Annotated in this window: 15 protein-coding genes; 9 read left to right on the top strand and 6 right to left on the bottom strand. The window is 71.7% G+C overall.

Annotation, left to right across the window (positions count from 1 at the left end; all coding sequences use genetic code 11):
- Positions 1-4 precede the first annotated feature (4 nt).
- Positions 5-301: a hypothetical protein gene (locus DEJ18_RS04105; RefSeq protein WP_111209640.1), complete on the top strand. Its 297-nt coding sequence runs from the start codon at positions 5-7 to the stop codon at positions 299-301.
- 53 nt (positions 302-354) lie between these two features.
- On the opposite strand, the gene DEJ18_RS04100 is transcribed toward DEJ18_RS04105, so the two are convergent.
- Complete coding sequence (locus tag DEJ18_RS04100) at positions 355-1065, bottom strand: ferritin-like fold-containing protein (protein ID WP_258376844.1); 711 nt, start codon at positions 1063-1065, stop codon at positions 355-357.
- An 87-nt stretch (positions 1066-1152) separates the two neighbouring features.
- Here DEJ18_RS04100 and DEJ18_RS04095 point away from each other — a divergent pair, with 87 nt between their 5' ends.
- Positions 1153-2688 (top strand): DEAD/DEAH box helicase, encoded by a 1536-nt coding sequence (locus DEJ18_RS04095; RefSeq protein ID WP_111081090.1) that lies wholly within the window; start codon positions 1153-1155, stop codon positions 2686-2688.
- 182 nt (positions 2689-2870) lie between these two features.
- On the opposite strand, the gene DEJ18_RS04090 is transcribed toward DEJ18_RS04095, so the two are convergent.
- Positions 2871-3743, bottom strand: coding sequence for a PHP domain-containing protein (locus tag DEJ18_RS04090; protein WP_111209639.1), 873 nt, complete (start codon positions 3741-3743; stop codon positions 2871-2873).
- A 60-nt stretch (positions 3744-3803) separates the two neighbouring features.
- Complete coding sequence (locus DEJ18_RS04085; protein WP_181434118.1) at positions 3804-4370, bottom strand: MarR family winged helix-turn-helix transcriptional regulator; 567 nt, start codon at positions 4368-4370, stop codon at positions 3804-3806.
- 147 nt (positions 4371-4517) lie between these two features.
- Between DEJ18_RS04085 and DEJ18_RS04080 the strand changes: the two genes are divergently transcribed.
- From DEJ18_RS04080 to DEJ18_RS04070, 3 genes are all read left to right on the top strand, one after another.
- On the top strand, positions 4518-4829 hold the full coding sequence (locus DEJ18_RS04080) for a hypothetical protein (protein ID WP_111081027.1): 312 nt from the start codon (positions 4518-4520) through the stop codon (positions 4827-4829).
- Between the two features lie 248 nt (positions 4830-5077).
- Positions 5078-6562 carry an aminopeptidase P family protein gene (locus tag DEJ18_RS04075; RefSeq protein WP_181434117.1) on the top strand — a complete coding sequence of 495 codons (1485 nt, stop codon included), beginning with the start codon at positions 5078-5080 and terminating at the stop codon, positions 6560-6562.
- A 10-nt stretch (positions 6563-6572) separates the two neighbouring features.
- The gene (locus tag DEJ18_RS04070; protein WP_220034284.1) at positions 6573-7046 is read left to right on the top strand and encodes a GNAT family N-acetyltransferase; all 474 of its coding nucleotides are present in this window, start codon (positions 6573-6575) and stop codon (positions 7044-7046) included.
- A 172-nt stretch (positions 7047-7218) separates the two neighbouring features.
- On the opposite strand, the gene DEJ18_RS04065 is transcribed toward DEJ18_RS04070, so the two are convergent.
- The gene (locus tag DEJ18_RS04065; RefSeq protein ID WP_181434116.1) at positions 7219-8388 is read right to left on the bottom strand and encodes a general stress protein; all 1170 of its coding nucleotides are present in this window, start codon (positions 8386-8388) and stop codon (positions 7219-7221) included.
- A gap of 92 nt (positions 8389-8480) precedes the next feature.
- Between DEJ18_RS04065 and DEJ18_RS04060 the strand changes: the two genes are divergently transcribed.
- Genes DEJ18_RS04060 through DEJ18_RS04050 form a run of 3 tightly spaced genes read left to right on the top strand, consistent with a single transcriptional unit; the run spans position 8481 to position 11530 of the window.
- The gene (locus DEJ18_RS04060; RefSeq protein ID WP_111081029.1) at positions 8481-9812 is read left to right on the top strand and encodes a magnesium transporter MgtE N-terminal domain-containing protein; all 1332 of its coding nucleotides are present in this window, start codon (positions 8481-8483) and stop codon (positions 9810-9812) included.
- A gap of 46 nt (positions 9813-9858) precedes the next feature.
- The gene (locus DEJ18_RS04055) at positions 9859-10377 is read left to right on the top strand and encodes a DUF1003 domain-containing protein (protein ID WP_111209732.1); all 519 of its coding nucleotides are present in this window, start codon (positions 9859-9861) and stop codon (positions 10375-10377) included.
- Positions 10370-11530, top strand: a complete 1161-nt coding sequence (locus DEJ18_RS04050; protein ID WP_111209636.1) for an Mrp/NBP35 family ATP-binding protein — start codon at positions 10370-10372, stop codon at positions 11528-11530. Before DEJ18_RS04055 ends, DEJ18_RS04050 begins: the two co-directional genes overlap by 8 nt.
- 25 nt (positions 11531-11555) lie before the next feature.
- Here DEJ18_RS04050 and DEJ18_RS04045 read toward each other — a convergent pair whose 3' ends face one another.
- Entirely contained in the window at positions 11556-11927 is a 372-nt protein-coding gene (locus DEJ18_RS04045) for a twin-arginine translocase TatA/TatE family subunit (RefSeq protein ID WP_111081032.1), read from the bottom strand.
- 63 nt (positions 11928-11990) lie between these two features.
- On the opposite strand from DEJ18_RS04045, the gene DEJ18_RS04040 reads away from it, so the two are divergent.
- Positions 11991-12623, top strand: coding sequence for an O-methyltransferase (locus tag DEJ18_RS04040; protein WP_110823687.1), 633 nt, complete (start codon positions 11991-11993; stop codon positions 12621-12623).
- A 51-nt stretch (positions 12624-12674) separates the two neighbouring features.
- On the opposite strand, the gene DEJ18_RS04035 is transcribed toward DEJ18_RS04040, so the two are convergent.
- Complete coding sequence (locus DEJ18_RS04035; protein WP_111209731.1) at positions 12675-13343, bottom strand: AAA family ATPase; 669 nt, start codon at positions 13341-13343, stop codon at positions 12675-12677.
- Positions 13344-13401: the final 58 nt, after the last annotated feature.

Here is a 13401-nt window from a genome sequence, read left to right as displayed (position 1 = left end):
TGGCGTGGAGCTCCTCTTCGCCGTCCTCGGCGGGATCCTGCTCGGGGCCGTCGCCCACGTGGTCGTGCCGTGGCGCAGGACCCGTGGCGTCGTGGTCGGCCCGGTGGTCGGCGGCATCGTCGCGGCCGTGCTGTGGGAGGCGCTGACCTGGGCCGGGTGGCCGTACGACGGCACCTGGATCTGGGTCGTCCCCCTGCTCGGTGCCGCCGCGGTCGCCCTGGTGGTCGAGGTCGTCCTCGGCCGCCGTCGCACCGCCGCCGACCAGGCGCACTACGAGCGTTCGGTCAAGCAGGGCGTCTGACGCCCGCTGCGCGGTCGCGTCGCACCGGCGGGTCAGCCCCGACAGGCTGACTGTCAGGCCGTCAGGCCGAGCGCGTCCATCCGCCGGGTGTGCGCCGCGATGAGCTCGGTCCAGACCGGCTCGAGGCGCTCCTGGTCCTCCCGGGCGTGTGACGCCAACGCGGACCGGGCCACGAGCAGCGTGTCCCCGACCAGCCGTCGTCCCCACATCGCCAGACGGGACGCCACGACCGGGTCCTCGTCGATGCGGGCGGTGAGCTCCTCGACCACGGCGGGTTCCTCCCGCGCGTCGAACACCGTGCGCAGGCGCTGCCGGACGTCGATCGGGAGTGACCGGAGCAGGTTGGCGAACAGGTCGTTGAGGATGCCCGCGGTCACGTAGCCGGTCAGCATCGACTCGTACCAGTCCGCACCACTCGTCCGCTCGAGGAACGTGTCGATCGCGTCCCGGTGCGGCGCCATCAGCTCGGCGGGTTCCTCACCGCCGCGCTCGATCTCGGCGACGATGGTCCGGTGCCGCTCGAGGGCGGTCGTCGCGAGCACCCCGGTCACCAGACGGCCCGAGAGCGTCGGCGCACCGGCTCCGGCACGCCCCATCGTCTCGTACAGCGACAGCTGGAGGTAGGCGGCCTGACCGAGGTAGACGTCGAGCTCGGGACTGACGTCGTCGAGTCGCAGACGCTCGACGGCACCGCCGCGCGGGTTCCGCGACGCGAGCCAGGCCGCGGCGAGCTGCGCAGCGCGCTTCCGGTTCCACCACGACACCACACGACCAGCATACGGGTCGGCTCATCCCCGTCCGGCACGTCGGTAGACTGGGCGGGACTCCTCCCCACGAACAGGGTGAACTTCTTGACTTTCTCAGAACTCCAGATCGAGCAGGACATCGTCGATGCGCTCGCGAGCAAGGGCATCATCGAGCCCTTCCCGATCCAGCAGCAGACGATCCCGCTCGCCCTGACCGGCCAGGACATCATCGGTCAGGCCAAGACCGGCACCGGCAAGACCTTCGGGTTCGGCCTGCCGCTGATCCAGCGCCTCGGCGCAGACCCCGGGCCGGGGGTGAAGGCGCTCGTCGTCGTGCCCACGCGGGAACTCGCGGTGCAGGTGTCCGAGGACCTCGAGTCCGCGATGGTCAACCGGTCGACGAAGCTCGTCTCGATCTACGGCGGCAAGGCCTACGAAGGCCAGGTCGAGCAGCTCAAGGCCGGCGCCCAGATCGTCGTCGGGACGCCCGGCCGTCTCATCGACCTGCAGCGGCAGCGCCTCCTCGACCTCTCGCAGGTACAGGAGATCGTCCTCGACGAGGCCGACCGCATGCTCGACCTCGGGTTCCTCTCCGACATCGAGCGCATCTTCCAGTCGGTCCCGGCGGTCCGCCACACCATGCTCTTCTCGGCGACGATGCCCGCGCCGATCGTCGCACTCGCGCGTCGCTTCATGTCCCGCCCGGTGCACATCCGCGCGACGGACCCCGACGAGGGTCTGATGCAGGCGAACATCAAGCACGTCATCTACCGCGCGCACTCCCTGGACAAGGACGAGGTCATCGCCCGCATCCTCCAGGCGGAGGGCCGCGGCAAGACCGTCATCTTCACGCGCACCAAGCGTGCCGCCGCACGCATCGTCGAGGAGCTGAAGGACCGTGGCTTCAACGCCGCGGCCGTCCACGGCGACCTCAACCAGGAGCAGCGCGAGCGCGCGATGGCCGCCTTCAAGGCCGGCAAGCGCGACGTCCTCATCGCGACCGACGTGGCCGCGCGGGGCATCGACGTGGACGACGTCACGCACGTCATCAACCACACGATCCCGGACGACCCCGACACGTACCTGCACCGCGCGGGCCGCACCGGTCGTGCCGGCAAGACCGGCATCGCCGTCACCTTCGTCGACTGGGACGACCTGCACAAGTGGACGCTCATCGACAAGGCGCTCGAGTTTGGCATCCCCGAGCCCGTCGAGACGTACTCGTCGTCGCCGCACCTCTTCACCGACCTGGACATCCCGGCCGGCACCAAGGGCCGCCTGCCCGGCGCGTCGTCGCACGCCGCCACCGCCGGCGCCGAGAAGCCGGCTTCCGGTGGACGCTCCGGGTCCGGTTCGGGCTCCGGCAGCGCCAGCGGGTCGCGGTCGCGCAGCCGCACCCGGTCGTCGGGCTCCGAGCAGACCGGCTCCCGCCGCACCTCGGGTGACCGCCCGGCTCCGGAGCGCTCCGCCCCGGCAGCGGACGCCGCTGCCCCGGCCACTGCGTCGGCACCCACCTCCCCCGCCGGTGACGACGCCGCCGACGGCGTGCAGAAGCGCCGTCGGCGTCGCCGCCGTCGCGGCGGCGGTGGCTCGTCGGAGGCGGCCGCGTCGGCACCGCAGGGATCCACGGACGGCGAGTAGCGCCTCCAGGCCGAAGGCCCCGTCACGAGCGTGACGGGGCCTTCGTCGTCCCGGGGCCCGTGGCGCGGCTGCGACCGACACGGCCGGCTCGCCTGTGGAAACCGCGGTTCCGGCCCCTGCGGCGGCTCGACGCACCCTCGGACGGGAGGCCCGTGACCCGGCCGACGGACCGGCCGACCGGGTCAGGACAGGCGCGAACCAGGGCCGACGACGGGCACGCTACCGGTCGCCTGGCCGACGATCGTGTCGAAGGAACGGCGCGCCGTCCGGTGCTCCCCGAGGCGGTTCGGCTTGCCGGTGCCGTGGTAGTCGCTCGAACCGGTGACGAACAGGCCGTAGCGCTCAGCCCACTCCAGCAGCGTCCGCTTGCCCTCGGCGACGTTCTCCCGGTGGTCGACCTCGAGCCCGCCGAGGCCGGCGTCGACGAGTTCCCGGAGCATCGGTTCGTCGATCACGATGCCACGCGACGAGGCCGCCGGGTGCGCGATCACCGGGACGCCACCGGCCGCGCGGACGAGTTCCACGCCGCGCAGGGGCGTCGGGGCGTCGTGGGGTTCGTAGTACCCGGACGACGGGTGCAGGATCCCGCCGAACGCAGCACTCCGGTCCGTCTCGAGCCCCAGCCGGACGAGCGCATCGGCGATGTGCGGGCGCCCGATGGTCGCTCCGACGCTCGCCTCGGCCAGGACGTCGTCCCAGGTGATGGGGTGGTCACGGCCGATGGCATCGACCATGCTGCGGGCACGCGTGAGCCGACCGTCACGGATGGCGTCGGTCTCGGCGACGAGTGCGGGATCCGTCGGGTCGACGAGGTACCCGAGCACATGCACGCTCCGCCAGCCCGTCCGGGTGCTCAACTCGAGCCCGGGCACCAGGGTGAGCGGGAGCTCTCGAGCGGCGTCGGACGCCTCTGCCCATCCGGCGGTGGTGTCGTGGTCCGTGAGGGCGACGCAGTCGAGCCCGCTCACCGCCGCCGCACGGACGAGGTCAGCAGGGCGCTCGGTGCCGTCGGAGACGCTCGAGTGAGCGTGCAGGTCGATGAACGCTTCAGGCACGCGGCAATGCTATCCACAGGTCACCGGCCGGTCGCACGCCGTTCACGGACGCGTGGCCGATCACCCACCGCTGCCGCCGCTGCCGCCGTTGCCGGGGTGCATCTCGACCACGGGCGGAGTCCTCGGCGTGCTGGATCCGTCGCGGAGGGCGGCCGCGAGCCGGGACGCGAAGCGTTCCACGGCGGCCGCTTCGTCGTCGCTGAGCGCGTCGATGGTCGCGATCAGTGGAGCATGGATGTGTCCGTAGGCAGCTGCGAGGTCCTGCTCCGCTGTTCCAGCTGCGGTGACGACGACACTGCGACGGTCACGCGGGTTCGGTCCGCGAGCCGCCCGGCCGTCGCGGACGAGTCGATCGACGAGCTTCGTGATCCCAGCGGTCGAGAGCCGCAATGCCTGTGCGAGCTGCGTCGGCTTCACCGTTCGCGCCTCGTGCCGGGCGAGCACGAGGTACCGCAGGGCGAGAGCATCGATGGGCAACATCCCCAATGCGCGCAGCGCCCGCTCGTCCGCGTCGTGGACGCTGTCGCTGAGTTCCTGCAGGCTCGCGATGGCGGCGGCACCCCCGCTGGTCCGGGGCTCGCTGGTGAACAGGCCGGGTGTCTTGTGCGCGTCGCCTTCGGACTTCATCGTCGATCGTCCCCTCGTGTCCTGGATGATCGCCATCCTCCTCGGCGTCGCTGTGAACCGAAGCTGAGTGAGTAATCAACCGAGCGAGACAAATGTCGCGTGCATGACGCCATCGAAGTGCGGTGGCGGAGATCAGAAGGAGTGACCATGTCGAACACGGCAGGGAATCCCGCACGACACGACTCAGTCGTCCGTGCCACCTGGAACGAGACCAAGTCCGCGCTCAAGACGACCGAGTTCTACGCGTGGCTGGTCGTGTCGATCGCGATCCTCATCGCGTCGGCGGTCGTCGACAACGCGGACGAAGGCCACAGCGGCTTCGGCGCCGACCAGGCCTGGCTGTACGTCGCGATCGTGACGGCCGCCTACATCCTCAGTCGCGGTGTCGCCAAGTCCGGCGTGCGCAAGCCCGACTGGAACGACGACGACCGACGCGACGTCAACGGACGCTCGAACTGACCATCGAGCACCACTCGTCCAGCCGGTGGTCCCCCGACGGACCCGGCGGGCAGGCACCGGTGTCGCAGGTCGTCTGACCGGCGACGCGAGGGCGGGCCGTTCCGATCCCGGAACGGCCCGCCCTCCGTGTTCCGATGCCGCCACAGGTGGCCGCGGAACGCTCCCCCTGCGTCGCGGAACCGGCCGGGTCGATCCGATCGGACGCCCGCCACGCGAAGACCCGGAAGCGCGGTGCGATGATGGGGGACATGGCCGACACCACTCCCCGCGCGACGAGCAACCGCTCCACCACTCCCGGCTCGTCCGTGTTCAAGGACCACATCGCTTCGAACTGGGCCGAACGGGAGCGTCCGCTGCCGGCGCCACGCGAGCAGTCGGCCTTCGCCGCCGCACGTCGTGCCCGTCTGTCCGAGCTGCACACCGGCCGCACGATCGTCGTGCCGGCGGGACAGGCGAAGGTCCGCTCGAACGACTGCGACTACCCGTTCCGCCCGCACTCCGCCTTCGCCCACCTGACCGGGTGGGGCACGGACACCGTGGTCGGCTCCGTGCTCGTCCTCGCGCCGAACGGCAGCGGACACGACGCCACCCTGTACTTCCGTGCGACGGCGGGCCGCGACTCGGAGGAGTTCTACGCCAACCCGGAGATCGGCGAGTTCTGGGTCGGGCCGCGCCCCTCCCTGGCCGAGGTCGCGGCCGACCTCGGCGTCGCGACCGCCGACCTCGGTGAGCTCGACGACGCGCTCGCCGGGCTCGACGCCTCCGTGCTCGTGGTCCGTGACGCCGACCCCGACTTCACGCGCGCACTCGACGAGCGTCTCGGCACGACGGTCGGCGGAGCGGCGGAGCAGGACGGTACCCCCGCGACCGACGACGTCCTGTCGCGCGACCTGTCCGAACTCCGCCTCGTGAAGGACCCCTACGAGGTGCACGAGCTGCGCAAGGCCGTCGACGCGACCCAGTACGGCTTCGACGACGTCATCGCGGACTTCGACGCGGTGCTCGCGCACCCCCGCGGCGAGCGCATCGTCGAGGGCACGTTCAACCGTCGCGCCCGCGCGGACGGCAACACGGTCGGCTACGACACCATCGCCGCCGCCGGCCACCACGCCTGCATCCTGCACTGGACCCGCAACGACGGCGCCGTCCAGCCGGGCGACCTCATCCTCATCGATGCCGGGGTCGAGGTCGACTCGTTCTACACGGCCGACATCACCCGCACGCTACCCGTGAGCGGCACGTTCTCCCCCGTGCAGCGGATGGTCTACGAGGCCGTGCTCGAGGCCGCCGACGCCGCGTTCGCGATCGTCGAGCCGGGCATCACGTTCCGGCAGGTGCACGCCACCGCGATGGAGGTCATCGCGCGGAAGACCGCCGAGTGGGGCTTCCTGCCGGTCTCCGCCGAGGAGTCGCTGCAGCCGGACAACCAGTTCCACCGTCGCTACATGGTGCACGGCACGAGCCACCACCTCGGCCTCGACGTCCACGACTGCGCGAAGGCCCGGCGGGAGATGTACCTCGACGGCATCGTGCAGCCCGGGATGGTCTTCACGATCGAGCCCGGCCTGTACTTCCAGCAGGACGACCTCACCGTGCCCGAGGAGTTCCGCGGGATCGGCGTCCGGATCGAGGACGACATCCTGGTGACCGAGGACGGCGCCGAGAACCTGTCCGTCGGCATCCCCCGGACCCCCTCGGAAGTGGAGGGGTGGATCGCCCGTTCTGCGCGCTAGCCTGAGCCTCGTGAGCGCTGAAGCCCCCTCGAGTACCTTCCTGATCGACGTCGAGCACTTCGACTCGCCCGACGCACAGCGGCTGCGAGCAGCACAGCGCATCGAGATCGAGAGCACGTACGGAGCGGACACCGAGCCGGGCCCGAAGCCGACCGCCGACTCGATCGCCGTGTTCTTCGTCGCGCGCGACGAAGCGGGGACGCCGGTCGGGTGCGGTGGGCTGCGGATGGTGGACGACGGGATCGCCGAGGTGAAGCGGATGTACGTGCGGACCGAGTCCCGCGGGTCCGGCGTCGCGGCGCTGATCCTGCGTCGGCTGGAGGAGGCGGCGCTCGACCTCGGATCCCCGGCGCTCGTCCTCGAGACGGGGACGGAGCAGAAGGGCGCGATCCGGTTCTACGAGCGCGAGGGCTTCCGCCGCATCGCGAACTTCGGGCCGTACGTGGGCGCTGCACAGTCGGTCTGCTTCTCGAAGATCCTCTGACGACCCACCGAGTCGGACCCGGAGTGCTCCGGGAACGACGACGGGCTCCCGGTCGATCGGCGTCGACCGGGAGCCCGTCGTCATCTGTGGTGTCCGCCGGAACGGCGGCGCATCCGACACGTGCCGGCGACGCGGTCGACGCGCGCAGTCGGCCTGCAGCAGCGACGGGACGTCATGCCCGCCGGTCGTCACCCGCTCGCCGGTCCGTGCCGTCGTCCTGACGATGCCCGGCGTCCGGGGTCGCCGGGTCCCCCTCAGCGGCGGGACCGGTGCCGCCCGCCGACGTCGGAGCCTGCTCGCCGTAGCGGGGCCCGTCGTTCGTGCCGTAGCTCCGGGTCGACCCGGACGGACGCTGCGCCTGGTCGGCACCGGCACCGCCGTCGGATCCGGGTGTCCGGGCGGCCCCCTCGTTCGTCCCGTACCGCGGCGCGGCGGGGCGGTGCGCGGGACCGTCACCGGTCGGAGCCGGACGGACCGCTCCGTCGTTCGTGCCGTAGCGGGGCCCGTCGTTCGTGCCGTACCGGGGCGTCGCCGGCCCCTGTCCGCCCGGAGCGCTCGGCGCTGCTCCGTCCCCACCCTGCTGCTGGTCCGGTCCGGCGGGCCGCCCCGGGCCTCCCGGCTGGTGCGGCGTCGCGTGACCGCCGTACGGCGACCCCTGCGGCGCAGCGCCCGGACGCCACTGCTGACCAGGCTGGCCGTACTGCGGCGGCGCACTCTGCGGCGGGACGCCGGGACCGGGACCCCACTGCTGCTGGCCGGGCCCGCCGAGCTGCCCCTGGCCCTGCTGCTGCTGCTGCTGCTGCTGCTGCCCGCGGTACCCGGGCCCGCCGGGCTGGTCCCACGACGTGTGCTCGATCGCGCCGCCCTGACCGAGGATGCGCTGCGCCTGACCCGACAGCTGCGGATCGACGACGATCTGGTAGGTGGTGGCGAGGACCTGGTGGATGCTCGTGAAGTCCCGCTGCCGCTTCGTGATCGCGAACGAGACGATCCCGTACAGCATGCCGAAGCCCGCACCGATGACGGCCGCGGCGAAGAAGAGCCCGCCGGCCTGCGGCGAGAAGAGCGTCAGGACGATGCCGAAGAAGAACCCGAGCCAGAGCCCGGAGAGCGCACCCGCCAGGGCGGCCCGCCCGTAGGTCATCTTGCCGGTGACCCGCTCGACGGTCTTGAGGTCGTTGCCGACGATGGACAGTTTGGCGACCGGGAAGTCCGCCTCGGCGAGCTTCGCGACCACGCGCTGTGCTTCGGGGTAGCTGTCGAAGGTGCCGAGGACGTCACCGCGGGGCAGCGTGGGGAACGCCTGTGCCGTGCGGCCGCCGAAGGGGCTTTGAGTGCTCACCCAGTCATCATCCACCGGAGTCCTTGCGATCACACGAGAACCACCAGGGAAGGGGCGGCGAGCAGGGGCGGGCGAGCGACTACGCTGGACGGGTGAGCGCCTCGAAGGTCTTCGTCGCCCGCCTCGCCGGGTGCTCCGTCTTCGACCCCGCGGGCGACCGTGTCGGCCGGGTGCGTGACGTCCTCGTCGTGTACCGCCGCGTCGACGCCCCGCAGGTCGTCGGCCTGATCGTCGAGGTCCCCGGCAAGCGCCGTATCTTCGTCAGCATCGGCCGGATCACCTCGATCGGTGCCGGGCAGGTCATCACGACCGGACTGGTCAACATGCGCCGCTTCGAGCAGCGCGGCGGTGAGGTCCGGGTGATCGCGGAGATCCTCGGCCGCAAGGTGCTCATCAAGAAGGAGCAGATCCGGGCGACCATCGAGGACGTCGCGATCGAGGACCACGGGCAGGGCGACTGGTCGATCGCGCAGCTGTTCCTGCGCAAGCCGAAGACCACGCCCTCGCCGTTCGGCAAGGGGCCGACCACCTTCGCCACGTGGAACGAGGTCACCGAGGACGAGCTCCCCGGTGAGTCCCAGTCCGCCGAGCACGTCATCGCCGCCTACTCCGACCTGGTGCCCGCCGACCTGGCGTCGACCCTGCTCGACCTGCCGTCCGAGCGCCGCTTCGAAGTGGCCGAGGAGCTGCCGGACAACCGGCTCGCCGACGTGCTCGAGGAGATGCCGGACCAGGAGCGGATCGAGATCCTGTCCGCGCTGCGGGACGCCCGCGCCGCCGACGTCCTCGACCAGATGCAGCCGGACGACGCAGCCGACCTGCTGGCGCAGCTGCCCGACGAGCGCAGTGAGGCCCTCCTCGAGCTGATGGAGCCGGAGGAGGCGCAGGACGTCCGCATGCTGCTCGAGTACGAGCCGGACACCGCGGGTGGTCTCATGACGACCGAGCCGGTGATCCTGTCCGCCGACTCGACCGTCGCCGAGGGCCTGGCCCTGGTGCGTCGCCACGAACTCGCCCCGGTGCTCGGCGCCGCGGTGTGCGTCACGCTGCCGCCGTACGAGCCGCCGACCGGCCGGTTCCTCGGCCTCGTGCACTTCCAGCGCATGCTCCGGTACCCGCCGAACGAGCGTCTCGGCACCCTCATCGACCAGCAGACCGAGCCGGTCAAGGTCGACGCGAGCGCCGCCGAGGTCACGCGCGTGATGGCGACCTACAACCTCCTGTCCGTCCCCGTGGTCGACGACGCCCACCGACTCGTCGGGGTGGTGACCATCGACGACGTCCTCGACCACGTCCTCCCGGACGACTGGCGGAGTCAGGACGCGGCCGACGCCAACCCCGGCGCCGCGTCGCGACCGCGGACCCGCACCCGCCGCACGGCGGTCCCCTCGGGAAGGAGGACGAATCGTGGCACGCCCAGATGAGAACCGCCGGGAGCGGCCGGAGGAACGCCTCGACTCCCCGAAGGGCATGCGCACCCGCGTCCTGCCGACCCGTCGACGTGGACGCGGTGACGCGTTCGGTCGCGCGACCGAGGGCATCGCTCGTGCGATGGGCACGCCCTGGTTCCTGATCGGCCTGACCCTGTTCTGCGTGCTCTGGATGGGCTGGAACACGCTGTCACCGAAGTCGTGGCAGTTCGACTCCGCGGCGATCGGCTTCACCGCGCTGACCCTGGTGCTCTCGCTGCAGGCTTCGTACGCGGCACCGCTGATCCTGCTCGCGCAGAACCGGCAGGACGACCGCGACCGCGTGCAGTTCGAGCAGGACCGGCAGCGGGCCGAGCGGAACCTGGCCGACACCGAGTACCTGGCCCGCGAGGTCGTCGCCCTCCGCCTGGCGATGCGCGACATGGCCTCGAAGGACTTCATCCGCGCCGAGCTCCGCTCCCTGCTCGAGGAACTCGACCGTCGCGACGGCGACCCCGAGGACCTCGACGACCTGGACGACCGCGGGCACGGCCACGAGCGTTCGGTGACGCGTGGCTGACGGCACCACCACCGAGGACCAGCTCGCCGCCGCGGTCCTCACCGCGCTCGGCCGCGTCCTCGACCCCGAGATCCGCCGGCCCGTCACCGAGCTCGACATGATCCGCGGCGTGGACGTCCAGCCGGGAGGCTCGGTGCGCGTCGACCTGCAGCTCACGATCGTGGGGTGCCCGGCTGCGGACACCATCGAGCGGGACGTGCGGTCCGCCGCCGCTTCCGTGGCGGGCGTCGCGACGGTCGACGTGGACGTGTCCGTGATGGACCCGGCCGTGCGTCGGGCCCTCACGGAGCGGCTGCGCGAGGGTCGTCCCCAGGGCGTGCAGTTCACCCCGGATTCGCTGACCCGGGTGATCGCGGTGACGAGCGGCAAGGGCGGCGTCGGCAAGTCCACGGTCACGGCGAACCTCGCCGTGGCGCTCGCCCGTCGAGGGCAGCGCGTCGGCATCGTCGACGTCGACGTGCACGGTTTCAGCATCCCGGGCCTGATGGGCCTCACCGACGAGCACGGCGTCGCCCCGCGGCCGACCCGCGTCGACAGCATGATCCTGCCGCCGGTCGCCCACGAGGTGAAGGTCGTCTCGATCGGCATGTTCGTCGACGACGTCTCGACCGCGGTGTCCTGGCGTGGCCCGATGCTGCACCGGACCGTGAACCAGTTCCTGTCCGACGTGTGGTTCGGCGACCTCGACGTGCTCCTGCTCGACATGCCGCCGGGCACCGGGGACGTGGCGATCTCGGTCGGCCAACTGCTCCCGCACGCCGAGGTGCTCGTCGTGACCACCCCCCAGGCGGCAGCGGCGGACGTGGCCGAGCGCAGCGGGATCGTCGCGCGGCAGACCGGTCAGAAGGTCATCGGCGTCGTCGAGAACATGGCGGGGCTCGTGCAGCCCGACGGCAGCGTGTTGCACCTGTTCGGCGAGGGCGGCGGGGACGAGACCGCTCGGCGCCTGTCCCGCGGGCAGGACGCCCCCGTGCCGGTGCTCGGCCGGGTCCCGCTCTCGGTGCCGCTGCGCGCCGGGGGTGATGCGGGCCTCCCGGTCGTCCTCGGGGACCCGGCGGACCCCGCGGCGGTCGCGCTCGACGCCGTGGCAGACCGGCTCACCGCGATGGGTCGGGGACTCGCCGGCCGGAAGCTCGGCTTGACGCTGTCCTGACCCCCGGTGCCCGTGTGTGCCGACGTCAGGTCGCTTCGGCGTCGAACGGCGCGGGTTCACCCGCAGTGAGTGGCACGACCGGCGCGGGCGCCCGCACCTTGGCGGCGGTCACGGTCGCCGCCGTCGCTGCTTCCGCCCCCGACGAGGGCGAGTCGAGCAGGGCGTCCCGGATGATCCGGCGCGGGTCGTACTGACGCGGGTCGAGCTTCTGCCAGTCCACGTCGTCGAAGTCGGGGCCCATCTCCTCGCGCATCCGGTCCTTGGCGTTGTCCGCGAACCGGCGGACGGCCTTGACGAAGTCGGCGAGTTTCTGGGCGTAGAGGGGCAGCCGCTGCGGCCCGAGCAACAGCACGGCGATGATCCCGATGATCAGGATCTTGTCGAGCTGGATGTTCACGGGAGCGAGCCTAACGCGTGGAGTCGGCGAGTCACCCGTAGAGTTGACCGACGAGGAGTGTGCGTGTCAGAGAAAGACTCGAACTGGAAGTTCGCGGAGGACATCGTCTCCGAACCCGACGGTGTCGCCCGTGCGCGTGAGCACTCCCTCGAGCTCGGGGTCGAACCGGTCTCCCCGGCCATCGGGGCGCAGATGAGCGTCATCGCCGCCGCATCGCGTGCGACGAGCATCATCGAGATCGGGACCGGCCTCGGCGTGTCCGGGCTGTACCTGCTCGCGGGTGCGCCCGACGCCACGCTGACGACGATCGACGTCGAGATCGACCACCAGCAGTACGCGCGGGACGCCTTCATCGCCGCCGGTACCGCTCCCGGTCGGGTCCGCCTCATCCCGGGTCGTGCGGCCCAGGTGCTGCCGCGGATGAACGACGCCAGCTACGACGTCGTCCTCATCGACGCCGATCCGGAGCACGTCATCGAGTACGTCGAGCACGGCCTGCGCCTGGCGAAGACCGGCGGCACCGTGCTCGTCCCGCACGCGCTGTGGCGCGGCAAGGTCGCCGACCCCGTCAAGCGGGACCGTGCGACCACGGACTTCCGCCTGCTCCTCACCGAGGTCTCCACCTCCGGCGCGGTCCGCAGCGCCCTGTCCCCCGCGGGCGACGGGCTGCTGCAGATGACGAAGCTCACGGCCTGACGCGGTCGGCACCGGGTGCGTCGGGTCGGTGCGTCCGCCGGGAGACCCGGGTCACTCCAGGTGCCGCAGGTACCGTCCCGGGTCCTGCAGGAACGCGCGCTGGTTCCGGACGAGGTCCAGGTCCGCCCAGTCGGACCGCCGGATGCCCCACTCCCCGACCTCGAGGACCGTCGCGTCCGGGAACGCCGCGAGCACCGGCGAGTGGGTCGACAGAACCACCTGCCCGACCCCGTCCTCGACGATGGACCGCAGGAGCGCGATGAGCGTCAGGCAGCCCGAGAACGACAGCGCCGACTCCGGCTCGTCGAGGAGCCACAGACCGGGCCACCGTGCGCGGTCGATGACGAACTCCAGGAACGACTCCCCGTGACTGCGCTCGTGGTACCGCGTCTCGGGTCGGGCGCCCGGGTGCTGCTCGAGGGAGGTGAAGAGCCCGTGCATGGTCTCGGCCCGGAGGAAGAACCCACTCCGCGCGGCACCGAAGTCGCGGACCACGCGGATGTGCTCCGACAGGGACGACTCCGAGGGACGGGTCGAGTGCCCCGATCCCGTCGATCCGCCCTCCGGCGACATGCCGAACGCGAGGGCCATCGCCTCGACCAGGGTGGACTTGCCGACACCGTTCTCGCCGACCAGGACCGTCACGGGGCCGAGTTCGAGGCCGTCGTCGAGGAGCTGCCGGACCGGTGGTAGCGTCGCCGGCCACTCGTCGCGGGGCATGGGACTCGGGTCGAGGTACTCCTCGACACGGCGGATCGGCAGGTTGCGGATGCGGTCC

Source organism: Curtobacterium sp. MCSS17_015 (assembly GCF_003234265.2).
Classification (GTDB): Bacteria; Actinomycetota; Actinomycetes; order Actinomycetales; family Microbacteriaceae; genus Curtobacterium.
Note: the sequence above shows the minus strand (reverse complement) of the source record. Positions and strands in the feature narration are given on the sequence as shown.

Bases quoted from the DNA above. Each gene is read 5' to 3' on its own strand.
- DEJ18_RS04075 (WP_181434117.1), top strand. From the start codon at position 5,078: ATGGCCGACACCACTCCCCGCGCGACGAGCAACCGCTCCACCACTCCC.
- DEJ18_RS04080 (WP_111081027.1), top strand. From the start codon at position 4,518: ATGTCGAACACGGCAGGGAATCCCGCACGACACGACTCAGTCGTCCGT.
- DEJ18_RS04055 (WP_111209732.1), top strand. From the start codon at position 9,859: ATGCGCACCCGCGTCCTGCCGACCCGTCGACGTGGACGCGGTGACGCG.
- DEJ18_RS04035 (WP_111209731.1), bottom strand. From the start codon at position 13,343: ATGCCCCGCGACGAGTGGCCGGCGACGCTACCACCGGTCCGGCAGCTC.
- DEJ18_RS04085 (WP_181434118.1), bottom strand. From the start codon at position 4,370: ATGAAGTCCGAAGGCGACGCGCACAAGACACCCGGCCTGTTCACCAGC.